General features: G+C 58.1%; 22 protein-coding genes. 15 read left to right on the top strand and 7 right to left on the bottom strand.

Annotated features, from left to right (window positions below):
* Positions 1–54: 54 nt before the first annotated feature.
* The 3 genes from Q0955_RS12600 (at position 55) to Q0955_RS12610 (ending at position 2575) form a co-directional block, all read left to right on the top strand.
* On the top strand, positions 55–756 hold the full coding sequence (locus tag Q0955_RS12600; RefSeq protein WP_299424707.1) for a transporter substrate-binding domain-containing protein: 702 nt from the start codon (positions 55–57) through the stop codon (positions 754–756).
* A 171-nt stretch (positions 757–927) separates the two neighbouring features.
* Positions 928–1629: a transporter substrate-binding domain-containing protein gene (locus Q0955_RS12605; RefSeq protein WP_299424708.1), complete on the top strand. Its 702-nt coding sequence runs from the start codon at positions 928–930 to the stop codon at positions 1627–1629.
* A gap of 127 nt (positions 1630–1756) precedes the next feature.
* Complete coding sequence (locus Q0955_RS12610) at positions 1757–2575, top strand: metallophosphoesterase family protein (protein WP_299424710.1); 819 nt, start codon at positions 1757–1759, stop codon at positions 2573–2575.
* On the opposite strand, the gene Q0955_RS12615 is transcribed toward Q0955_RS12610, so the two are convergent.
* Genes Q0955_RS12615 through Q0955_RS12625 form a run of 3 tightly spaced genes read right to left on the bottom strand, consistent with a single transcriptional unit; the run spans position 2539 to position 5164 of the window.
* Positions 2539–3492, bottom strand: coding sequence for a site-specific tyrosine recombinase XerD (locus tag Q0955_RS12615; protein WP_299424711.1), 954 nt, complete (start codon positions 3490–3492; stop codon positions 2539–2541). The genes Q0955_RS12610 and Q0955_RS12615 overlap by 37 nt on opposite strands.
* A 3-nt stretch (positions 3493–3495) precedes the next feature.
* Positions 3496–5013 carry a hypothetical protein gene (locus Q0955_RS12620; RefSeq protein ID WP_299424713.1) on the bottom strand — a complete coding sequence of 506 codons (1518 nt, stop codon included), beginning with the start codon at positions 5011–5013 and terminating at the stop codon, positions 3496–3498.
* A gap of 1 nt (position 5014) precedes the next feature.
* Positions 5015–5164 carry a hypothetical protein gene (locus tag Q0955_RS12625; protein ID WP_283426350.1) on the bottom strand — a complete coding sequence of 50 codons (150 nt, stop codon included), beginning with the start codon at positions 5162–5164 and terminating at the stop codon, positions 5015–5017.
* 120 nt (positions 5165–5284) lie between these two features.
* Between Q0955_RS12625 and Q0955_RS12630 the strand changes: the two genes are divergently transcribed.
* The 3 genes from Q0955_RS12630 (at position 5285) to trpB (ending at position 8248) form a co-directional block, all read left to right on the top strand.
* The gene (locus Q0955_RS12630) at positions 5285–5833 is read left to right on the top strand and encodes a shikimate kinase (protein ID WP_299424715.1); all 549 of its coding nucleotides are present in this window, start codon (positions 5285–5287) and stop codon (positions 5831–5833) included.
* Positions 5834–5836: 3 nt separating this feature from the next.
* Positions 5837–6949, top strand: a complete 1113-nt coding sequence (aroB, locus tag Q0955_RS12635) for a 3-dehydroquinate synthase (RefSeq protein ID WP_299424716.1) — start codon at positions 5837–5839, stop codon at positions 6947–6949.
* Between the two features lie 90 nt (positions 6950–7039).
* Positions 7040–8248 (top strand): tryptophan synthase subunit beta, encoded by a 1209-nt coding sequence (gene trpB / locus Q0955_RS12640; protein WP_299424718.1) that lies wholly within the window; start codon positions 7040–7042, stop codon positions 8246–8248.
* A 57-nt stretch (positions 8249–8305) separates the two neighbouring features.
* Here the strand turns inward: trpB and pepT are convergent, their stop codons facing one another.
* Entirely contained in the window at positions 8306–9550 is a 1245-nt protein-coding gene (gene pepT / locus Q0955_RS12645; protein WP_299424719.1) for a peptidase T, read from the bottom strand.
* Between the two features lie 139 nt (positions 9551–9689).
* The gene (gene ssb / locus Q0955_RS12650; RefSeq protein WP_299424721.1) at positions 9690–10226 is read right to left on the bottom strand and encodes a single-stranded DNA-binding protein; all 537 of its coding nucleotides are present in this window, start codon (positions 10224–10226) and stop codon (positions 9690–9692) included.
* Positions 10227–10453: 227 nt separating this feature from the next.
* On the opposite strand from ssb, the gene Q0955_RS12655 reads away from it, so the two are divergent.
* Positions 10454–11038 (top strand): lytic transglycosylase domain-containing protein, encoded by a 585-nt coding sequence (locus tag Q0955_RS12655; protein ID WP_299424723.1) that lies wholly within the window; start codon positions 10454–10456, stop codon positions 11036–11038.
* Between the two features lie 21 nt (positions 11039–11059).
* Here Q0955_RS12655 and Q0955_RS12660 read toward each other — a convergent pair whose 3' ends face one another.
* Together Q0955_RS12660 and miaA are read right to left on the bottom strand one after the other, a co-directional pair.
* Positions 11060–11947 (bottom strand): AraC family transcriptional regulator, encoded by an 888-nt coding sequence (locus Q0955_RS12660; protein ID WP_299424724.1) that lies wholly within the window; start codon positions 11945–11947, stop codon positions 11060–11062.
* Positions 11948–12067: 120 nt separating this feature from the next.
* Positions 12068–12949, bottom strand: a complete 882-nt coding sequence (gene miaA / locus Q0955_RS12665) for a tRNA (adenosine(37)-N6)-dimethylallyltransferase MiaA (RefSeq protein WP_299424726.1) — start codon at positions 12947–12949, stop codon at positions 12068–12070.
* Positions 12950–13068: 119 nt separating this feature from the next.
* On the opposite strand from miaA, the gene pyrH reads away from it, so the two are divergent.
* The 8 genes from pyrH (at position 13069) to bamA (ending at position 21276) form a co-directional block, all read left to right on the top strand.
* On the top strand, positions 13069–13803 hold the full coding sequence (pyrH, locus tag Q0955_RS12670; protein ID WP_299424727.1) for a UMP kinase: 735 nt from the start codon (positions 13069–13071) through the stop codon (positions 13801–13803).
* A 97-nt stretch (positions 13804–13900) separates the two neighbouring features.
* Positions 13901–14464 (top strand): ribosome recycling factor, encoded by a 564-nt coding sequence (frr, locus tag Q0955_RS12675; protein ID WP_299424729.1) that lies wholly within the window; start codon positions 13901–13903, stop codon positions 14462–14464.
* 5 nt (positions 14465–14469) lie between these two features.
* A complete protein-coding gene (locus tag Q0955_RS12680) occupies positions 14470–15192 on the top strand; it encodes an isoprenyl transferase (RefSeq protein WP_299424730.1) in 723 nt (240 codons plus the stop codon).
* A gap of 29 nt (positions 15193–15221) precedes the next feature.
* A complete protein-coding gene (locus tag Q0955_RS12685; RefSeq protein ID WP_299424732.1) occupies positions 15222–15962 on the top strand; it encodes a phosphatidate cytidylyltransferase in 741 nt (246 codons plus the stop codon).
* Complete coding sequence (gene dxr / locus Q0955_RS12690) at positions 15959–17128, top strand: 1-deoxy-D-xylulose-5-phosphate reductoisomerase (RefSeq protein WP_299424733.1); 1170 nt, start codon at positions 15959–15961, stop codon at positions 17126–17128. Before Q0955_RS12685 ends, dxr begins: the two co-directional genes overlap by 4 nt.
* Before the next feature lie 24 nt (positions 17129–17152).
* Positions 17153–18499: an RIP metalloprotease RseP gene (rseP, locus tag Q0955_RS12695; RefSeq protein ID WP_299424735.1), complete on the top strand. Its 1347-nt coding sequence runs from the start codon at positions 17153–17155 to the stop codon at positions 18497–18499.
* 92 nt (positions 18500–18591) lie between these two features.
* Positions 18592–18738 carry a hypothetical protein gene (locus Q0955_RS12700; RefSeq protein ID WP_299424738.1) on the top strand — a complete coding sequence of 49 codons (147 nt, stop codon included), beginning with the start codon at positions 18592–18594 and terminating at the stop codon, positions 18736–18738.
* 177 nt (positions 18739–18915) lie between these two features.
* Positions 18916–21276 (top strand): outer membrane protein assembly factor BamA, encoded by a 2361-nt coding sequence (gene bamA, locus Q0955_RS12705; protein WP_299424740.1) that lies wholly within the window; start codon positions 18916–18918, stop codon positions 21274–21276.
* The last annotated feature ends 4 nt before the right edge of the window (positions 21277–21280 follow it).

Consider the following 21280-nt stretch of genomic DNA (forward strand, 5'->3'; position numbering starts at 1 on the left):
AGGTGGTTTGATCTAAGGGAGCGCCCAGTTCAAACATATATGGAGTGGGATCCAATGAAAGCTTTTGTATTTGCGGCCCTCGCGCTGCCAACCGTTACCATGGCCGATGGGGCCAGCGTGTCGTTCCTGACGGAAGACTATGCGCCGTATTCTTGGACAGAAGACGGGCAGGCCAAAGGGCACGCGATTGACTTGATCAATGAAGTGGCAGAGCGCGCGGCGTTGTCGCATTCGGTAGAGATCACAAAATGGACCCGTGCCATTGCGCTGGCTGAGAAAGACGCGAACACCTGTGTGTTTTCGACCGCACGCACCGCCGAGCGGGAAGCGAAGTTCCAATGGGCAGGGCCGATGTATGTGGAAGGCATGTATCTGATCCAGAACGCGGGCACCAACGGTGAGGTGACGTCTTTGGAGCAGGCGCTGACCAAATCCATCGGCACGCAGGTTGGGGATTTCACGGTTGACCTGCTCAAAGAGCTGGGCGCGGCCAAGGTGGATGCGGCACCGGATCTGGACAAAACCATGAAGAAGCTGGCAGCAGGCCGGTTGGACTATGTGATCCTTGGTCAGGAGAGCGCCAACGCGCTGACTGCGGCGGATGCAGGTCTGGAGATTGCGTTGGAAGTGTCTCGGGATGAGTACTTCATCGCCTGCTCCCATGACACGCCAGCCACCGTTGTTGCCGAGATTGACGCTGCGATGGATTCTCTCATGGCGGACGGCACACAGGCGGAGATTGTATCGCGTTACTGATGCAATCTCACCACGAGAAGATTGTGGCAAAGCTGGGGCAATCGCCCCAGCTTTTTTTATATAGTTTCAGAGGGTTGTGATTTTGTCTGTGCTGCTATGTCGCATGTTTACGTTGCCTTCAGACATGCGGCGCAGAACCGGGGCAGAGATATAAAGCGAGGAAATCCACCAATGAAAACTCTAGCACTCTGCGCACTGGCCCTGTCCACTGCAACCGTAGCACAGGCCGCGGACGTGAAGTTTTTTACGGAAGACTATGCCCCCTATAACTACGTCGAAAACGGCGAGTTGACCGGCCACGGTGTGGACATCATCACCGAGGCTCTGTCGCGCTCTGGTGTGTCCGCTGAGATGGAAGTGACCAAGTGGTCGCGTGCCATCACGTTGGCAGAGCAGGACGCCAATACTTGCGTATTCACGACCGCGCGTACGCCGGAACGTGAAGACCGCTTTAACTGGGCCGGTCCGATGTATTCCGAGGCGATCTACCTGATCCAGAAACCAGGCGCGAATGGCGACGTGAGTTCTGTGGAACAGGCGCTGACCAAGAAAGTGGGCACGCAGACTGGCGATTTTGCGGTGGCATTGCTGGACCGTCTGGGCGCAAGCGACATTGACCTCGCGCCGGATGCAGAGATGACCCTGAAGAAGCTAGGCGCGGGCCGTGTGGATTACATGGTGGCGTTGGAATCTGCGGCGGCAGTGGCAATCGAAGACGGCAGCTTTGAGGTCGCCATGGAGATTTCCCGGAACGAATTTTTCCTGGCATGCTCCAAAACTACCGATGAATCCGTGATCGCGCGTATGGATGACGCGATTGACTCGATCCTCGCTGACGGCACCCAAGAAGCCCTCGTGGCGCAGTACGACTAAGTCTCTTTTGAGATGACGTTGGGAAGGCCGGGCCATGTGCCCGGCCTTTTGTTGTCTGACGGTCATGTGATTGGCGCTTTGGGCTGGGCGTCGTAAACCTGCGACAAAGACATGGCGGAGGCGGGCAGTGCGACATCAGGATTTGGGAGAGTTGGCGGGGCCGGTGCTGCTGTTTGGCGGGCCTTATTCCAATTTGCAGGCAACGGAGGCGGTTCTGGCGCAAGCCACTGTGCTCGGGGTGCCCACTGGCAATGTGATCTGTACCGGCGATGTGGTGGCTTATTGCGCGCAACCAGCTGAGACGGTGGCGGCGGTGCGCGCGGCGCAGGCTGTTGTTGTGGCGGGCAACTGTGAAAAGCAACTGGCGGCCAATGCGCTGGATTGTGGATGCGGTTTTGAGGCGGGTACGGCCTGTGATCTGTTGTCGGCAGGATGGTACGCGCATGCGAACGCGGAGGTGGACCAAGAGGCGCGGCGCTGGATGGCGGGATTGCCGGATGTGGTGACGTTTCAGCAGGCGGGAAAGCGTGTGGCGGTGATCCACGGCGGGGTGACCGATGTGGCACGGTTTTTGTTTTCGGTGTCGCCGGAGGCTGTGTTTGTGGAAGAGCTTGCGGCGCTTGAGGCTGTGGTCGGACCGGTGGATGTGGTGATTGCGGGGCACTCTGGCATTGCGTTTCAGCGGCAAGTTGGCGGCGTGACCTGGGTGAATGCCGGAGCTGTTGGCATGCCAGAGCATGACGGGCAACGGGGGACGCGGTTTGTGGTGGTGCGGGATGGCGAGGTTGAGATCAGAGCGTTGAGCTATGATGCGGAGGCCGCGCAGTCTGCGATGCAGGCCGTCGGGCTGACGCAGGGCTATGATCGCGCGTTGCTCAGCGGTTATTGGCCGTCTGAAGATGTGTTGCCTCAGGAATTGCGCTTGCCGTCCTTAGCCAAGGGGTGATGCGTGGTGACCAGTTCGCGCAGGCGTTCGTCCAGCACGTGGGTGTAGATTTCTGTGGTGGCGACGTCGGCGTGACCAAGGAGTGTCTTAATCACGAGCAGGTCAGCGCCATTGGCCAAGAGGTGCGTCGCAAAGGCGTGGCGCAGAGTGTGCGGCGTGACTTTGGCCGGGGAGACACCTGCGGCGACGGCAAGGTCTTTGATCAGCATGTAAAACCGGTGTCGGGTGAGATGGCCTGAAGCGCCACGAGACGGAAAGAGGAAACGCGAGGCGGGTTTGCCTTTGGATCGGGCGATGTCCTCAGCGGCGTCTCGGCAAATGAGCCAGGCCGCAAGAGCGTCCCGCGCAGGTGGGGAGAGCGGCACCATGCGCTCTTTGCCGCCTTTGCCCATCACCAGAAGCATTTGTGGATCGCCGCGTGCGGCGGAGACCGGCAGGCTGACCAATTCGGTCACGCGCATGCCGGTGGCATAGAGCAGCTCCATCAAGCAGGTGTTGCGCAACCGGTCATCGGTGGTGCGCCCTTGGGTGCGGGCGGCGGCGAGCAGGCCGTCCACCTCGGTGACTTCCAGCGTTTTCGGCAGGCGCTTGGCGCGGCCGGGGCCTTTGATCTGGATCGCGGGGTTGTCCCCACGCCAGCCTTCCTCAAAAGCAAAGCGGAAGAGTTGTTTGATCGCGGAGAGCCGGCGAGCGCGGGTGGATTGGGAGAGGCCCTGAGCGTCACAGAAGAGCAGGTAGTCTTCGATGTCGGATTGAGACAGCGCGTCAAAGCTGTGAGGCTTGCCGTGGGCCCAGGTGGCGAAGTCGCGTAGATCGCGGGCGTATGCGGATTGCGTGTTTGGAGATGCGCCAAGCTCGGCGGCTTGCGCTTCAAGGAAGGTGGCAATCCATTGCAGGCTGTCAGCGGGCGCCGTCATAGGTCAGCCTCGCGTGTCGAGCAGGGCCACTTGCAGCGCGGCGCGGCGGGCGGTGTCTTCCAAGCCGACGGCGCGGAAGGTTGCGAGCGCTTCGGTCAAGGCGCCGAGGTTGCCAGCAGCGCCGTCATCCATGAGTTCCATAGCGGTGAGCAGGCTTTCCCCCAGTTGGCCGCGCGCCAACATGGTCGAGATTTCCTGTGGCACACCGGCGTCGTGGAACGCATCCGCAATGGCGCGGTGTACCGGATCGGTCGGTTTGCGGGGTGGGGTGCCAAGGGCCAGGCCTGCGAGGAAATCCCGAGGGCCGGAGCGAGCGGCACGTTCGTAATCTGACGACAGCAGGGCAATGTCGCGGGCCAGACGGGCGGTGACGCCTTGCAAGGGCAATTGCAACAGCTGCGGGCCGTAGAGGCGGGCAAAGGGCACCTCAAGGTGGACCTGTTGCATGGCGGCCCAGGCTTGGGGCAGCGTGTCGGAGACGTCGCGCAGATCCTGTTTGGTGACTGCGCGATCAAACGCCTGCACGGCTGCAACACGGTCCCAGATCATGCCGGACGCGGATGGAGAGCTCTCGGTGTAAAAACCAAGCAGGGCGTTTTCGTGTAGGGCAGAGGTGCGCGCAAGGCGTTCGGCGGCTTCGAGTTGTGCCTTCCAACCGGCAGTGTCGCGTAAGTCCGCGTGGGCGTAGGGACGTGGCAGGCGGGCGGCGGTTTGGCCTTCGCCAATCGCTTCGTAAAGCCGGAATTTGAGCGGGTCGGGCCCGTTGGCGGCCACCAGTAGTGGCTCACCTTCAAACAGCTCCGGGTCAAGGAAGCGCAGCAAAAGCGCGTCCAGTTCTTCAGAAATCAGACCAAGCGCCTTTGCGGTGTCGAGCGTCAGGGCAGCAGCGCGCCAGTCACCGGCGCGGGCGGTGCAGAAGATGCGGGAGGCGTAGTCGGTTGCCAGATGCGGCGCGGCCATCAGGGCTTCGCAGGCTCGGGTTTCTTGGCCCATCAACAGGGTCACGTCAAACCAGCGTTGAAAAAGTGACGGGGTGGTTGGCCCCGCGCGGTCCAGCAAGGCTTCGGCTTGTTCCAATGCGCCCATGTCAACCAGTTTGTCGACGCGGGCCAAGAGGAGTTCATTTGTGACGCCGGCTTCGCGCGGTGCGTCCGCTTCGGCCAACAGCAGCGTGTAGAGCAACGCTTGCATGGCGGGGAGCACTTCGGGGCGCTGTGCGGCAACCAAACCGCTGAGCGTGTCGGCATCAGAGGCCGACCAGAGTGACGCAGGCAGGCCGGTCACATTGGAGGGCAGCAGCCCAACGGCATCTTGCGAGGTTTCTGACAGCGGACTGACATTGATTGCAGGCGTGGCGACCCCTTCACTGACCGGGGCTTCGTTGAGCGGCAAACCCATATCCAAGGTCACGGTTGGGGTGTGGTCGAGCCAATCAATAGCTGAGAGCGGCACGTTTTGCGCATGCAGCGCGCCTGTAGAAAGAAAGAGCGCGGCGAGACCGGTTCTGGAGAGGCGTGTCACCCTATTGCCCTGTCAGTTCAAGTGGAATGCGCACTTCGGCCTGCGGGGCGGAGAAATCCGCGCCAAAAATTGGCCCGAGATAGGCGTATGCCACCAAGGCCACTGCGGCCAGCACCACTAAAAACAACAAGGCTCGAAAGAGTCTGCCCATAATATCCTCGATTTTTCTGCCTGCTTTTTTTCAACTTATAACTGGCCTTTCCAGCAAGATCACGTCATTCAATGTCGAAACCACACTTTTGGGCAAGGCTTAGCCGATTGCGGGCGTTTGATGAGCTATGATTTGAAAAAAACCGTTGTGTTTGTTGGCATGATGGGGGCGGGAAAAACCGCTGTTGGTAGGGCTTTAGCTGCCAAACTTGATGTGCCTTTTATTGATTCCGATGCCGAAATCGTGAAGGCTGCGAATATGAGTATCGCCGAAATATTCGAGCGAGACGGAGAAGCGTTCTTCCGCCTAAAGGAGAGTCAGGTGATTGCCCGGCTGCTGGAGGAAGAGCGTTGTATTCTGTCTACCGGCGGTGGTGCCTATCTTGCGGAAGGCAATCGTGCGGAGATTTCAGAGCGCGGCGTGGCTGTGTGGCTGGATGCAGATGTGGAGCTTTTGTGGAATCGGGTGAAACACAAGGACACCCGGCCGCTGTTGCGCACAGACAATCCGCGCAAAACCTTGGAAGAGATTTTTGAGGCGCGGGTGCCCTTGTATAGCCTCGCGGACCTGCCGGTGAAGGCCGATGCTGGGTTGAGTATTGAAGAAATGGCAGATCGGGTGGCGCAGGCGTTGTTGGACGCGCGCCCCGATGTTTTGGCGGAGACGTAGGTCGTGATGGAAACCGTACATGTGGGCCTTGAGGGCCGGGACTATGACATTCACATCGGGCCGGGGCTGCTGGCAAAATCTGGCGCGCTGATTGGGCCAATGCTGGCGCGCAAACAGGTCTGCGTGGTGACGGATGAGAATGTCGCGGCGTTGCATCTGGAGACTTTGCGTGACGGCTTGGCGGCGGACGGCATTGCCATGGAAGCGCTTGTGCTGCCTGCGGGTGAAAGCACCAAAAGCTGGGCTTATCTGGAGCAAACCGTTGAATGGCTTTTGTCGCAGCGCGTGGAGCGCAAGGACCTGGTGGTGGCGCTTGGCGGCGGGGTGATTGGTGACCTGACCGGGTTTGCGGCGGCCATTCTGCGCCGTGGCGTTGGGTTTGTGCAGATCCCGACCAGTCTTTTGGCGCAGGTAGACAGTTCGGTGGGTGGCAAGACCGGCATCAACAGTCCGCTGGGCAAAAACCTAGTGGGCGCATTCCATCAGCCGCGGTTGGTTTTGGCGGATATCGATGTGTTGGGCACGCTGACGCCGCGTGATTTCCTCGCCGGATATGGCGAAGTTGTGAAATACGGGATGTTGGGTGACGCCAATTTCTTTGAATGGTTGGAGGCGCAGGGGCCAGCGCTCGCAGCGGGCGATGAGGCGGCGCGGATTGCGGCGGTGAAACGATCCTGTGAGATGAAAGCCGAGATTGTGGTGCGTGATGAGACCGAGCAGGGGGATCGCGCTTTGCTCAATCTGGGACACACTTTCTGTCATGCTCTGGAAGCCGCCACCGGCTATGGCGACCGTTTGTTGCACGGTGAAGGTGTGGCCGTGGGCTGTGCGCTGGCGTTTGAATTGTCGATGCGATTGGGGCTCTGTGCGCAGGAAGCGCCAAGCCGGGTGCGGGAGCATCTGCGGGCCATGGGCATGAAAGTGGATCTCAAGGACATTGAGGGCGAGTTGCCAAATGCCGATGGGCTGCTGGACCTGATGGGGCAGGACAAGAAAGTTGTGGATGGCCAGCTGCGCTTCATTCTGGCGCGCGGGATTGGCGAGGCGTTTGTGACCGCGGATGTGCCGCGTGATGTGGTGCGCCAGTTGCTGCAAGAAGAACTGGCACGGCGGTAAGTTTGGCGGCGCGGCAATCGGTCCCATGACATAGATGCTACAAAGCGGACAGGGTCACCTCTGAAAAGGTAACTAGAGGGACCCCCGTTTATGTCTTCGTATTTAAAAGAGACCCCAACACGAGACGGCTTTTTTGGCGAGTATGGCGGTGCGCAATTGCCGCCTGTGCTTGAGCCGCACTTCAAAGAAATCGCCGAAGCTTATGATAAGATTTCAAAATCCGCGGATTACATCCGTGATCTGCGCTATATCCGGAAGCATTTCCAAGGGCGTCCGACCCCGGTTTCTTACCTGAAAAATCTATCGGAGATTTTCGGTGGCGCGCAGATTTACGCAAAGCGCGAAGACCTGAACCACACCGGTGCGCACAAACTAAACCACTGTATGGCGGAAGGTTTGCTGGCCAAACACATGGGCAAAACCAAGCTGATGGCGGAAACCGGTGCGGGGCAGCACGGTGTGGCGCTGGCGACGGCGGCGGCGTATTTTGGCATGGAATGCGAGATCCACATGGGGGAGATCGACATTGCCAAAGAGGCGCCCAATGTGACGCGCATGAAGCTTTTGGGGGCCGAAGTGGTGCCTGTGGGCTTTGGTGGGCGCTCGCTCAAAGAAGCGGTGGACAGTGCGTTTGAAAGTTATGTACCACAGGCAGACACCGCACTGTTTGCGATTGGCTCTGTGGTGGGGCCGCACCCGTTCCCGATGATGGTGCGAGACTTCCAGCACATTGTCGGCATTGAAGCGCGCGAACAGTTTCTGGAGATGACCGGCAACCTGCCGGATATGGTTGTGGCCTGTGTGGGCGGTGGGTCCAATGCGATGGGCATGTTTGCTGGCTTCATCGAGGACAAGGACGTGGCGCTTTATGGCGTGGAGCCATTGGGAACGTCTTCAAAGTTGGGCGAGCATGCCGCGACGATCACCTATGGTGAGGACGGGGACATTCACGGGTTCCGCACTATGCTTCTGAAAGACGAGAACGGCGAGCCTGCGCCGGTGCACACGGTTGCGTCCGGGTTGGATTATCCGGGTGTGGGGCCAGAGCACGCGCATTTGTACCGCACAGGGCGGGCCAACTATACGGCGGCAAACGACAAAGAGGCTTTGGATGCGTTTTACAAGCTGAGCCGTCACGAGGGCATCATTCCGGCGCTGGAAAGCGCACATGCGGTGGCCTTTGCTATGCGGGAAGCGGCCAACAACCCTGGCAAATCAATCCTGCTCAACCTGTCTGGCCGGGGTGATAAAGATATCGACTATGTGACCGAGACCTACGGGTTCAGCGTCGATAACTGATCATTTGTCCTAGGTAGAAAAAGACAGCGCCCGAGGGAGACACCGGGCGCTGTTTTGTCATTTGGCGGCAATTTGTACGAGGTTGGAAATCATGCGTGTGGCGCTGGCCATGTCTTGCACAGAAACCCATTCCAGAGGGCCGTGAATTTCCATCATGCCGGTGTAGAGATTGGGGCAGGGCACACCCAATTCAGTCAGGCGGGAGCCATCGGTGCCACCGCGGATTGGCACGGAGGCTGGCTCAAAGCCTTCGGTGCGGATGGCCTCGCGGGCGAGGTCTACCGGGGTCATGTCGTTTTCGAGCCAATAGCGCATGTTGCGGTATTGTTTGCTGATCTCACAGGCCACTTTGGAGCCGGGGAAGTCACCTTCGGCTTTGGCACAGGCGGCTTTCAGTCGGGTGGCCTGCGCCTCTAGGTCGTCCATTTCGAAGGCGCGTAGGATGAAGCGTAGGACAACTTCGCTGCTGCCGCCTTCCTGCGCGTAGACATGGGTGAAGCTCTCGCGGCCAGAGGTGGTTTCGGGCGTGGTGCCGGGCTCGTCGAGATCAGAGACAATTTGCGCGGCCACATGCAGGGCGTTGGTCATCTTATCTTTGGCATATCCGGGATGCGCAGAGGTGCCGGTGATGGTGACCACAGCGCCGTCGGCGGAGAAGGTTTCATACTCCATGGTGCCGCGTTTGGCGCCGTCCAGCGTATAGGCGAAGTCCACACCAAAATCGGCGGGTAGGTCGGCATGCACGCCTTTGCCAATTTCCTCGTCAGGGGTGAAGGCAATGCGGACTTTGCCGTGTTTCAGGCCCGGTGTGGTCAGCAGGTGCTCGGCCATGGTCATGATGATCGCAACGCCGGCTTTGTCGTCGGCGCCCAGCAAGGTGAGGCCGGAGGCGGTGATGATGTCCTCGCCTTCTTTGCCTGCGAGGTAAGCAGACGTCGATGGGCTCAGCACCAGATCCGGGTTGTCCGGGTAGGTGATGTCGCAGCCGTCCCAGTTGGCAATCACGCGGGGTTTCACGCCGGTGGCGTTGAACTGTGGTGCGGTGTCGACATGGGCGCAGAAGCCGATGGTTGGCGCATTTTCGACTGTGGCAGGCACGGTGGCGAGGACCACACCGTAACGGGTCAGTTCCACGTCTGAGGCACCGATGCGCTCGAGTTCCGCGACCAGATGGCGGGAGACGTTGAGCTGGATGTCGGTGGACGGGATGCTGGTGGAATGTTCGTCGGATTGGCTGTCGATGGCACAGTATGCGACCAGTCGGTTTGTGAGTTGTTGGTCAAAACTTGTCTTGTCGCTCATGTCGGGCCTCGCTGAATGATCGTTCACTAGTGCAAGACATTGGGAGAAGTTTACGCTGGTGTAAAGATGGGCAGGGGGTGGTGCGCCACAAAAAAGAGGCCGCTAAATAGCGACCTCTGAAATACACTGTGTCTGTGACTTAGAACGGGATTTCGTCGTCCATGTCACGGCTTGGCGCTGGACCGCCTTGGTTGCCGCCACCACCGCCACCGAAGTTGCCGCCGCCGCCGCCTTGATCGTAACCGCCGCCGTAGCCGCCGCCACCTTGGTCATAGCCGCCGCTGCTGCCGCCGCCAAAGCCACCGCCGCCGTCACCGCCGCCGGAGCGGCCATCGAGCATGGTCAGCACGCCGTCAAAGCCCTGCAGTACCACTTCGGTGGAGTAGCGGTCCTGACCTGATTGGTCCTGCCACTTTCGGGTTTGCAATTTGCCTTCCACGTAGACCTTGGAGCCTTTGCGCAGGTATTGCTCAGCAATGCGCACCAAGCCTTCTTGGAAAATAGCCACGGAGTGCCATTCGGTGCGTTCTTTACGCTCGCCAGTGTTGCGGTCTTTCCAAGTCTCGGAGGTGGCGATGCGCAGGTTGCACACTTTGCCGCCGTTCTGGAAGGAGCGCACCTCGGGGTCGCGCCCCAGGTTGCCAATAAGGATTACTTTGTTCACCGATCCGGCCATGCGCCTATGTCTCCCACGGATTCTTTCTCTGGATTTGGGGCACCATACACCACTGCGGGGGATGAATGGGAAGCGGTTTCTCCAATAGCAAAGGCGGAAACTTGTGGATAACCTGAGGTGGGAAAGACGCGGGGCGCGCGGGATTTTGCCAAGCGGCGCTCTACGGTCTGGAAAAATCCCTGCAATTTGATTAAGAAGACGGCAAAAGCAGGGTGGAGCAGGCGCATATGGCGCGCAGGATTTTGGGACTGGTGATTGGATTGGCCTTGGTTTCTGGGCCAGTGGCGGCGCAAAGCCTGTCGACCAAATCCAATGCGCGGTTGTTTAAGAACCAGACAAAAGTGCTCGATGGGCGGGCGTCTGAGCAATATCGCAACTCTGTACGCCTCAAGCCGAAGCCGATTTACACGCCTTCCAAGTGGGGCAACGGCAGCTATCAAGGTAAATACCGAGGGCCGTATCTTGCGATGGCGCAGGAGGCGGCATTGTTGCATGGCGTGCCGGTGGACTTGTTCCTGAAGCTGGTGCAGCAGGAAAGCAATTGGAATGCTACAGCCAAGTCCCACAAAGGGGCTTTGGGGTTGGCGCAGTTGATGCCTCAGACCGCGCGGTTGTTGAGGGTGGATCCGATGGATCCGCAACAGAACCTGGAAGGCGGCGCCCGCTATCTTAAGCAGCAGTACCAAAAATTTGGCAGCTGGCGCTTGGCTTTGGCGGCCTATAACGCTGGGCCGGGGGCGGTGGAGAAATACGGCGGTGTGCCGCCGTATGCGGAGACACGCAACTATGTGCGGGTTATCTGGGGCGGGTAAGCCCTTTTAATTTCAGGTAAATTACCGGGTGCGGGCCTGTTTACGCACCTGACTTGGCGCAGCACCAAAGTGCTGTTGGCAGAAGCGCGTGAAATAGGCGGCACTGCCAAATCCAAGGGAATCGGCGACACGGTTGATGGGCAGGTCACTGTCCAGCAGCAGGCTGCGCGCCCGGTGTTGGGTCATTTGCGAGAGCATTTCGGCTGCTGTGAGACCTGCCGCTTGACGGCAAACACGGGTCAGGTGCGTCGGGGTGATGTCGAGCTGATCGGCGTACCAGGCCATTGGCTGACCGCTTGTGTATTCGGCCGCAAGGATGTCACAGAAGCGGCGCACAATGCGTTCTGAGGCACGGGTTGGCGGCGGTGGGCCAGCCTCTTGCAGGTCCCGGCGCAATGCAACGGAGAGCAAGCGGGCATGGGCATTCAAGGCCTCGGCCATAAAGGGGCGCTTGTCGTGTAATTCGCGGCGCAGAGCGTCCAGGATGGCAGTGAATTCGGCTTGTTCGGTTCCGTCCTGCAATCTCAGATGTTGGGCACGGTCGGGCAGGGTCACGCGGCCGTCATCCGGGATCAACATGGCCAAGCCCTGAACCTGCAACCCAAGTTCAAAGGAGAGCAGTTTGCCAGCGGGGACAAAAATCGCATTATGGGCGCCAAAACCCCGGCGCAGACCATGCAACAACACGCGTCCCTGGCCACGGGTGGTCCACAATAAGATGTGGTGCGCGCGCACATGTAATTGCTCAAGCATCCACGGCGCGCCTTTGGTCAGGCCAGCAAGAGTTTCGACACGAATTTGCGGTAAAGGCTGATCTGCTGCAACGGGGCGCGGTGGAGGTGGCGCAGCCACAGGTGCTGCAGGCTTGTGCGCCACTCCAGACATGCCGCCCATGCCTGGTTTGGTCATAAATGACGGGATATGTAAATTTTTATCGGTCATCTTGTCGAAGATTAAGCGCGGGATGTGCGATTCGAGCAAGTGAAGACTTGTAGTCCCGCCGTGCCGATTGGCGAAAATTCGCGGAAATTAGATGTCTACCGGCGTGTGGTGATGCCAGGTTTTCATTTTTGAGCGGAACCATGTGCGTTGACGTTTGGCAAATTGTCGGGTGGCAATTGTGGCGCGCTCGCGGGCGGTTTCCAGATCAATGTCTCCGCGCAGGTGCGCGACGAGTTCAGGGGCTCCAATGGCTTTGGCGGAGAGGTGTGCCGGGTCAAATGTCGCGAGGTTTGCTTGTGCCTCGTCCAATGCGCCGTGGTCCAACATCAAGTCAAACCGCTGGGCAATCCGCGCATTGAGCCAGTCTTTGGGCACGTCAAAAACAATCGGTAGTGTGTCTGACAGTGGCAACAGAGGGGGCGGCGTGTTGTCTTGCCAATCGGCCATCGCGCGGCCTGTGGCGGTGAGAACTTCCCAAGCGCGTTGCACACGCATCGGGTTTTGCGTGTCGATCCGGGCCTTGGTTTCTGGGTCTAATTCTGCAAGCAGGGCTTTGAAGCCCTCGGCCGCAACGCGGGCGTTTGCGCGTGCGCGCAGCTCCGGTGGCGTGGCGGGGATGTCAGCGAGACCTTGGGTGAGTGCGGAAAAATACAGGCCGGTGCCACCAACTATGATGGGGCGGGGACCGTTGGTCAGAAGCGGCGCCACCTCACGCAGCCAATGGCCTACCGAGTATTCAGCGTCATAGGGAACATGACCATAGAGGTGGTGAGGGGCTGCGGCTTCGTCCTTTGCAGAGGGGCGCGCCGTTAGCACGCGCCAATTGTCAAACACCTGAATTGCATCGGCATTGATGATCACGCCGCCCTGTTGCGCGGCAATCTCCAAAGCGAGCGCACTTTTGCCGCTGGCTGTGGGGCCTGCGATCAATACGGGTTGATCAGAGGCGATGGGCGGCAGTTGTGACATGCGGGTGACCTGACTTTGCGCTTACTTTTGTCGGTTATCCTCAACTCTCGCATTGAACCTGCGGGCGTTTTCCGACATTTTGCGTCCAATCCTAAAACGATGCGCAGATGGAGTGCAACATGAGCGACGACACCGTCCCCGCCGACGCCACCTTTAACCGTGTGATGTTGAAAATTTCGGGGGAGGCGTTGATGGGAGACCAGGGCTATGGCCTGCACCCGCCGACAATTGCGCGTCTCGCCAAAGAGGTGAAATCTGTTCACGACATGGGCGTGGAGATTTGCATGGTGATTGGTGGCGGCAACGTGTTCCGTGGCCTATCCGGTGCAGCGCAAGGCATGGAGCGCACCACAGCGGACTATATGGGTATGTTGGCGACGGTGATGAATGCGCTGGCGATGCAGAGTGCGTTGGAAGAGCTGGGTGTGTTTACCCGTGTGATCAGCGCGATTCGCATGGATGAGGTGGCTGAGCCGTACATTCGTCGTCGTGCTGTGCGGCACCTTGAGAAGAAACGCGTGTGTATTTTTGCTGCCGGAACCGGCAACCCGTATTTCACCACGGACACTGCCGCGACCCTGCGGGCCAATGAGATGGCGTGCGAAGCGATCTTTATGGGCAAAAACGGTGTGGATGGCATCTATGACAAGGATCCAGCCGAGCATGATGACGCGGTGCGTTATGATGAAATCACCTATGACGAGGTGCTGGCGAAACGTCTGCGGGTGATGGATGCAAGTGCAATTGCCTTGGCGCGGGACAACAACCTGCCGCTGATTGTGTTCCCTCTGGATGAGCCAGGCGGCTTCAAAGGCATTCTCGCAGGTCGGGGCACCTATACAAAGGTTGTCTGATCCCGTTAAGGTGATCGAGACAGCGTGACGCGGGGCCAAATGCCCTGCAACGCGCGAAAAAGACAAAAGAAAACAGACAGAAGAAGAGAGCAATCTCATGTCCGAAGAGTTTGAACTTGATACCGACGATCTGGCACGCCGTATGGATGGTGCAATGGGTGCGTTGAAAACTGAATTTGCCTCGCTGCGTACCGGCCGCGCCTCAGCCAACATGCTGGAGCCGGTGATGGTGGATGCCTATGGATCGCGCACACCGATCAACCAGGTGGGCACCGTGAACGTGCCTGAGCCGCGTATGGTGACCATCAATGTGTGGGACAAATCATTGGTGAGCGCGGTTGAGAAGGCGATCATGAACTCCGGTCTGGGCATCAACCCACAGACCAACGGCACCATCGTAATGTTGCCAATTCCGGAGCTGAACGAAGAACGCCGCACCGAGCTGGCGCGCGTGGCTGCGCAATATGCCGAACATGCCCGTGTTTCGATCCGCAACTTGCGTCGGGATGGCATGGATCAGATCAAAAAGGGCAAGGCGGACGGCCTGTCTGAGGATGATCAGAAGCTTTGGGAAGCGGAAGTTCAGGAAATGACTGACCGTTATATCAAGCAAATCGACGGCGCGCTTGAGAACAAGCAATCCGAGATCATGCAGGTCTGAACAACATGGGTGACGAGATTCCCGCGACCGGCCCTCGGCATGTGGCCATTATCATGGATGGCAACGGCCGGTGGGCGCAGGCACGCGGTCGCCCGCGGTTATTTGGGCACCACGCCGGGGCCAAGCGCGTCAAAGAGATTGTGCGCGCTTGCAAACCCTTGGGTGTGGAGTATTTGACGATTTTTGGGTTCTCGACCGAGAACTGGAAGCGCACGCAGGCGGAAGTTGCGGGCTTGATGAGCCTTTTTCGCCAGTACATCCGCAAGGAAGCCCGTGGGCTGAAGGCGGAAGGGGTGAGGGTGCGGTTTATCGGCGACCGTCCGCGTTTGGACGAAAAGCTGCGCGCCTTAATGGATGAATTGGAGGAGCTCACCGCCGAAAATGATGGTGTGAATCTTACAATTGCGTTGAATTATGGTGGCCGGGATGAAGTGGCGCGCGCCACACAGCGGTTGGCGCAGGACGTAGCAAATGGCTCGTTGGCTCCGGAAGATGTGAACGAAGAGACCTTGCCAAAGTATCTCGATACACATGTGTTGCCGGATCCTGATTTGGTCATTCGCACAAGTGGCGAAGCGCGGATTTCCAATTTCCTACTGTGGCAATCGGCGTATGCGGAATATGAGTTTATTGACACGTTGTGGCCGGATTTCTCGAAAGAGGAATTCCGCAAATTGGTGGACGCTTATGCGCGACGGGATCGTCGTTTTGGCGCGGTGACAGTGTGAGTAGTGCTGCGGGTAAGTGGGGCGATTTGTTGCCCCGGACTCTGTCAGCAGTGGTGCTGCTTGGCGTGGGTGGATTGGCGATCTGGCAAGGTGGGTTTTTGTTCCACGAATTTGTGGTGATCATTTGCGGCGGCATGGTCTGGGAGTTGACTCGGATGCTGTCCGGCGGTGACCAGAAGGTGTCGCTTTCCATGGGGGCACTGGCGGCTGTTGTGCTCTTTCTGACCGACTTTGTTCCTGGCCAGGCGATCTTGCCAATGTTGTTGGCCGTGCCCTTGGCTGGCGCCGGGCAACTTAAGAAAGATCGTGGAATCTACGTAGCTTATGCGGCGGGGCTGATGTTGGCTTGCTATGGCTTGATTGTCCTGCGCGACGTGCGAGGGGCTTATTGGGTCATGTGGTTGGTATCAGTCGTGGTGGCCACGGATGTGGCTGGCTACTTTGCCGGTCGGGTGTTTGGTGGTCCGAAGTTCTGGCCCAAAGTGAGCCCCAAAAAGACATGGTCCGGCACGATGGCCGGCTGGGTGGCTGCGGCCTGTGTGGGGATGGTTTTTGGTGGCACGCCATTGATTATTCTGTCGGTGCTGACTTCCTTTGCCTCGCAGATGGGCGATGCAGCCGAGAGCGCAATCAAGCGCCACACCGGCATCAAGGACAGTTCGAACCTTATTCCTGGTCATGGCGGCTTGCTTGACCGGTTTGATGCGATGTTGGGCGCGGCGCTTTTGGTGCTGGTGCTGGGTGCCGTATTGGGGCTGCCTGCGACATGAGAAAAATCTCCATTTTTGGTGCAACCGGGTCGATTGGACAAAACACCATTGACCTGATCCGACGCGATCCCGACAGCTATGATGTGGTGGCGTTGAGCGGGGGGCAGAACATTGCCCAACTGGCGGCAGACGCGCGTGAGCTGAAGGCGGATGTCGCGGTGACGGCGGATGAGGCGCGGCTCGATGAGCTGCGCGCCGAATTGGCCGGCAGTGGCGTTGAAGCGGCTGCAGGTTCGACTGCGATCCGCGAGGCGGCGGCGCGGCCTGCGGATTGGGTGATGAGTGCCATTGTCGGCGCGGCGGGGCTGGCACCGGGTTTGGTGGCGCTGGAGCAAGGCGCGACATTGGCGTTGGCCAACAAGGAATCGCTTGTCACAGCGGGTCAGTTGATCATGGGCACCGCTGCGACGCACAAGGCGCGTATCCTGCCGGTAGACAGCGAGCATTCGGCGATCTTTCAAGGCCTGATTGGCGAAGATATGGCTGCGGTGGAACGGATTATCATCACCGCCAGTGGCGGTGCGTTCCGCGATTGGACGCTGGAAGACATGGCGCGCGCCACGCCGGAGCAGGCCAGCAGCCATCCCAATTGGAACATGGGGCAGCGGATCACGGTAGACAGCGCCTCGATGTTCAATAAGGCGCTGGAGGTCATTGAGACCAAAGAGTTTTTTGGCTGCGCACATGAGCAGATCGAGGTGTTGGTGCATCCGGAATCTTTGGTGCATGCCTTGGTCGGGTTCAATGACGGCGCGTTGATGGCCCATGTCGGCCCGCCGGATATGCGCCACGCGATTGGCTTTGCGTTGCACTGGCCGGAGCGCAAGACGCTGCCGGTGGAGCGGTTGGACCTCGCCAAGATTGGATCGTTGCATTTTCGCGCGCCGGATTTCCAACGCTATCCGGCGCTGCGGTTGGCACATGAGGTGCTGGAACTGGGCGGGCACGCAGGCGCGATTTTCAACGCGGCGAAAGAGCGCGCGCTGGATGGGTTCCTTGCACATCATATTGGGTTTTTGCAGATGGCGGAGGTGGTCGAAGAGGTTTTGACACAGCTTTCTCCATCACATTGCCGCAAGAATGCCGAAATGACCCTTGATACGGTGCTGGAAACCGACCATCTGGCCCGCAAGACGGCCGATCAGGTCATGCAAAAATTGGCGTAACGCCCCAGAAAGAGGACGACCCCTTTGGATATTTCATCGCTGATTTCCGGTATTGGTGGCGGCGGGCTGACCGTGTTGTGGTTTGTGTTGGCCCTGTCGATCATCGTCGCGATCCATGAGTATGGCCACTACATTGTGGGACGCTGGAGCGGCATTGGGGCGGATGTGTTTAGCCTGGGCTTTGGTCCGGTGATCTATTCGCGCTATGACAAGCGGGGCACCAAGTGGCAGATCGCGGCGATTCCGCTGGGTGGTTATGTGAAGTTCAAAGGCGATGCCAATGCTGCCAGCGGCAAAGACGGCGAAGCCATGGAAGAGATGTCCGAGGAAGAGCGCCGACACACCATGCATGGTGCACCACTCTGGGCGCGGGCTGCCACCGTTCTGGCCGGACCGGTGTTTAACTTCATTTTATCGATCATCATTTTCACCGGTGTGATGATGTTCAACGGCCAGATTGGCAGTAAGCTGATCGTGGGCGAGATTTGGGACCAGCCGGAGGCGCCGTATGAGTTGCAGCAGGGCGATGTTGTGACCGCGATTGCTGGGGCGGAGATTCCGTCCTTTGATGACCCGGAAGCTTTCGATGCTTTCGCCAAAGCGATGCCAAAGGAAGCTGTGCTGACCTATACCGTAGAGCGCGGTGGGGAGACATTGGAGGTGTCCGGGCCGTTTTTGTATCCGCCAATGGTGCAGTCTTTGGCGCCACGTTCCGCCGCCTATAATGCCGGCCTGGAAGTTGGCGACGTGTTCACCGCGATTGATGGGAAGCCGATTGTGGCCTTCTCCCAGCTCAAGGAAGCTGTTGAAGGTGGGGAAGGGGCTACAATGGCTCTGACAGTGGATCGGGCAGGTGTTGTGGATCAGTTTGATCTCACGCCGCGCCGCGTGGATGAACCTCAGGCGAACGGTGGGTTTGTCACGCATTGGCGGATCGGCATTGGTGGCGGTCTGGCATTTGATCCCGCGACTGAGACTTTGCCAGCTGGTGAAGCATTTATGGCTGGTGTGCGTCAGACCGGGCGGATCATGGAAGGATCCGTGAGCGGCCTGTATCACATGATCACCGGTGCGATCAGCAGCTGCAATCTGTCAGGGCCCGTTGGGATCGCGCAGACTTCCAGTGCGATGGCCAGCCAAGGGGCGCAAAGCTTCATTTGGTTTATTGCTGTGCTGTCCACCGCAATTGGCCTGCTCAACTTGTTCCCAATCCCAATGTTGGATGGCGGACATTTGGTGTTCTACGCCTATGAGGCCGTGACCGGAAAACCACCCGCCGATGGTGTGCTGCGCATTCTTATGACGGCGGGTTTGGTTTTGGTTTTGAGCATGATGGTGTTTGGTCTGACCAACGATTTGTTCTGCCCCTAACGTGATTTTGGGCACGACTCTAACGGTTGTGCCCAATTTTCGCCCAATTCCTCCGGTAGAGTTAGGCTGTAGGTAAGAATTGGGTTTGGACTATGCACACCATTGAAAACGGATACCGCGCAGTTGGGCTGTTGATTGACATCAACTGGGAGCGCATGCTGTTTCCAACAGCAATCCTCGCTGGATTGTCGCTTGGCGCCTTTGTCGGCACGATGATGATGAACGGCGGCCTTCAGTAAGGCATGGGATTGAGCGGAGGCCTGCGCACAACATTGTGTGGTGTTGACAGGCCGACCCGCTAGGGATGCCAGTGCAATGGCGGCCGATTCTCTTTGATCCAAGGCCAATGCTGTTTTGACATCAGCCCCCAGACCCGATAGTCACAACCCAACTGGGATGTACTGCGGAGTTTGGGAATGACCAAACAATCGAGGGCTTTGGCGATTGCCAAAGACGGGGGAGAGGTGCAGAAACGGCGCCTCATTACGGCGTTTTTCTTTGCGATTTTTGCGATCATGGTGGCGTTGCCAACAGTTGGTCTGACGCAAACATATAATTTCAGCTCGGTCCGAGTTGAGGGCAATCAGCGGATCGATTCTACTGCGGTGGCAAATTACGCAGCTATTCCGCGTGGCACAGCTGTCTCTGCCGGACAGGTGAATGCCGCATATCAGCGTGTTCTGGCGAGTGGCCTTTTTGAAACCGTCGAACTTGTGCCAAGTGGCAGTACGCTTGTGATCAAGGTAACAGAGTTCCCAACCATCAACCGGATCAGCTTTGAAGGTAATAAGCGCCTGAAAGACGAGGCGCTGGAACAACTGATTGAATCGCAATCCCGTCGGGTGTTGAATCCGACCACGGCTGAGCGCGACGCAGCGCGGATCACCCAAGCCTATTCCGAGCAAGGCCGTTTGGCGGCGCGCGTGAACACCCGGCTTATTCGGCGTAGCGACAACCGCGCTGACCTGATTTTCGAAGTGTTTGAAGGCGGTGTGGTCGAGATCGAACGCATTGGTTTTGTGGGCAACCGCAATTACAGCGACAACCGGCTGCGTCGCGTTTTGGCGACGAAGCAGGCTGGCCTCTTGCGGGCGTTCTTTAAGCAAGACACCTTCGTGAATGACCGGATCGAGTTTGACAAACAGGTGCTGCGGGATTTCTACCTGTCGCGGGGCTATGTTGACTTCCGAACTCTGGCTGTGAACGCTGAGCTTTCGCGCGAGCGCGACGGTTATTTCCTGACGTTTAACGTGGAAGAAGGCCAGCAATTCAAATTTGGCAACATAACTGCGACCAGCGAAATTAACGGCGTAAATGCGCAAGAGTATCTGGACACACTTCGCCTAAAGCCCGGCGTGACGTATTCTCCGATCCTGATTGAAAACTCGATTACCAGGATGGAGCGGTTTGGTCTGAAACAAGGGCAGGATTTTCTGCGTGTAGATCCACGTATTTCGCGTAATGACCGCGACCTGACACTGGATGTGGAATTTGTCATTTCCAAAGGTCCGAAAATCTTCGTCGAACGCATCGACATTGAAGGCAATACAACAACTTTGGACAAGGTTATTCGTAACCAGTTCCGGATTGCCGAAGGAGATCCCTTCAATCCGCGCGAAATCCGTGAAAGTGCAGAACGTATCCGCGCGCTTGGGTACTTTACGGTTGCAGATGTAAACGCCCGCGAAGGCAGCACGCCTAGCCAGGTTATTGTGGATGTTGACGTCGAAGAGCAGCCCACGGGGTCTTTGGCATTGGGCGGCACGTACTCGACAAATGATGGTATCGGGCTGGTCGTTCGCTTTAGCGAGTCCAACTTCCTTGGCCGAGGGCAGAGCTTTGGGCTGTCGTTCTCGACGTCGTCTGACATCAAGGACTATAGCTTGTCCTTTGCTGAGCCAGCGTTTTTGGGTCGCAACCTAACCGCCGGATTTGGGTTCTTCTATAAGGAATTTGAACCCAGTGAAGCGCGTTTCACCAACACTGTTGGTGAGTTCTCACCTTACCTTGGATTTGAGTTGGGCGAGTTCTCCGATATGCAACTGCGCTACAAATTGGAGCGGTCCGGTCTGGATGTCTCTGCGGACAATTCGATCGACCCCAATACGATTGTCGAACAAGAAGCGGCACGTGGTGAAATTTGGAAAAGCTCGATTGGCTACACCTATCGCTATGACACACGCAAACGCGGTTTGGACCCAACTCGTGGTTACATGTTCGAGTTTGGGCAAGACTTTGGTGGCCTCGGTGGCGACTATAAGTTTGTGTCGACCACCGCACGGGCGGTCGCAGAATCCAAAGTATGGCAAGAGGAAGTGACCTTGCGCGCGACGCTGCAAGGTGGTGCGCTCTACTCTCCAAACGGCGATAGCCGCATTGACGACCGCTATATTGTGTCTAACCGCCACATTCGAGGGTTTAAGCCTTATGGTGTTGGCCCAAGAGAGCGGTCTGCGGATGGGTCATTGGATGACGCATTGGGCGGAAAATATTATGCGTCGGCACGGTTTGAGGCAGAGTTCCCATTGGGGCTGCCTGAAGAACTTGGGATTACTGGCGGTCTGTTTTACGATGTTGGCTCACTCTGGGGGCTGGATAACACCAATGGTGTCGGGACAATCTACTACGAAGATTTTTCGCTGCGTCATGTCATTGGTGCTTCGATTTTCTGGACCACGCCAATTGGCCCGCTTCGGTTTAACTTTACCAAGGCACTTCAGAAAGAAGAGTTCGACCGGGATCAATCCTTTGACTTTACCATCAGTGCGCAATTCTGATCCG

It is taken from the genome of uncultured Shimia sp., from assembly GCF_947493595.1.
Taxonomy (GTDB): Bacteria; Pseudomonadota; Alphaproteobacteria; order Rhodobacterales; family Rhodobacteraceae; genus Shimia.

Bases quoted from the DNA above. Each gene is read 5' to 3' on its own strand.
- Q0955_RS12680 (WP_299424730.1), top strand. From the start codon at position 14,470: ATGGGTGACGAGATTCCCGCGACCGGCCCTCGGCATGTGGCCATTATC.
- miaA (WP_299424726.1), bottom strand. From the start codon at position 12,949: ATGTCACAACTGCCGCCCATCGCCTCTGATCAACCCGTATTGATCGCA.
- frr (WP_299424729.1), top strand. From the start codon at position 13,901: ATGTCCGAAGAGTTTGAACTTGATACCGACGATCTGGCACGCCGTATG.
- Q0955_RS12625 (WP_283426350.1), bottom strand. From the start codon at position 5,164: ATGGGCAGACTCTTTCGAGCCTTGTTGTTTTTAGTGGTGCTGGCCGCA.
- pepT (WP_299424719.1), bottom strand. From the start codon at position 9,550: ATGAGCGACAAGACAAGTTTTGACCAACAACTCACAAACCGACTGGTC.
- Q0955_RS12700 (WP_299424738.1), top strand. From the start codon at position 18,592: ATGCACACCATTGAAAACGGATACCGCGCAGTTGGGCTGTTGATTGAC.
- Q0955_RS12630 (WP_299424715.1), top strand. From the start codon at position 5,285: ATGAGCTATGATTTGAAAAAAACCGTTGTGTTTGTTGGCATGATGGGG.
- pyrH (WP_299424727.1), top strand. From the start codon at position 13,069: ATGAGCGACGACACCGTCCCCGCCGACGCCACCTTTAACCGTGTGATG.
- Q0955_RS12660 (WP_299424724.1), bottom strand. From the start codon at position 11,947: ATGACCAAACCAGGCATGGGCGGCATGTCTGGAGTGGCGCACAAGCCT.
- Q0955_RS12600 (WP_299424707.1), top strand. From the start codon at position 55: ATGAAAGCTTTTGTATTTGCGGCCCTCGCGCTGCCAACCGTTACCATG.
- Q0955_RS12615 (WP_299424711.1), bottom strand. From the start codon at position 3,492: ATGACGGCGCCCGCTGACAGCCTGCAATGGATTGCCACCTTCCTTGAA.
- trpB (WP_299424718.1), top strand. From the start codon at position 7,040: ATGTCTTCGTATTTAAAAGAGACCCCAACACGAGACGGCTTTTTTGGC.
- Q0955_RS12605 (WP_299424708.1), top strand. From the start codon at position 928: ATGAAAACTCTAGCACTCTGCGCACTGGCCCTGTCCACTGCAACCGTA.
- Q0955_RS12655 (WP_299424723.1), top strand. From the start codon at position 10,454: ATGGCGCGCAGGATTTTGGGACTGGTGATTGGATTGGCCTTGGTTTCT.
- bamA (WP_299424740.1), top strand. From the start codon at position 18,916: ATGACCAAACAATCGAGGGCTTTGGCGATTGCCAAAGACGGGGGAGAG.
- dxr (WP_299424733.1), top strand. From the start codon at position 15,959: ATGAGAAAAATCTCCATTTTTGGTGCAACCGGGTCGATTGGACAAAAC.
- ssb (WP_299424721.1), bottom strand. From the start codon at position 10,226: ATGGCCGGATCGGTGAACAAAGTAATCCTTATTGGCAACCTGGGGCGC.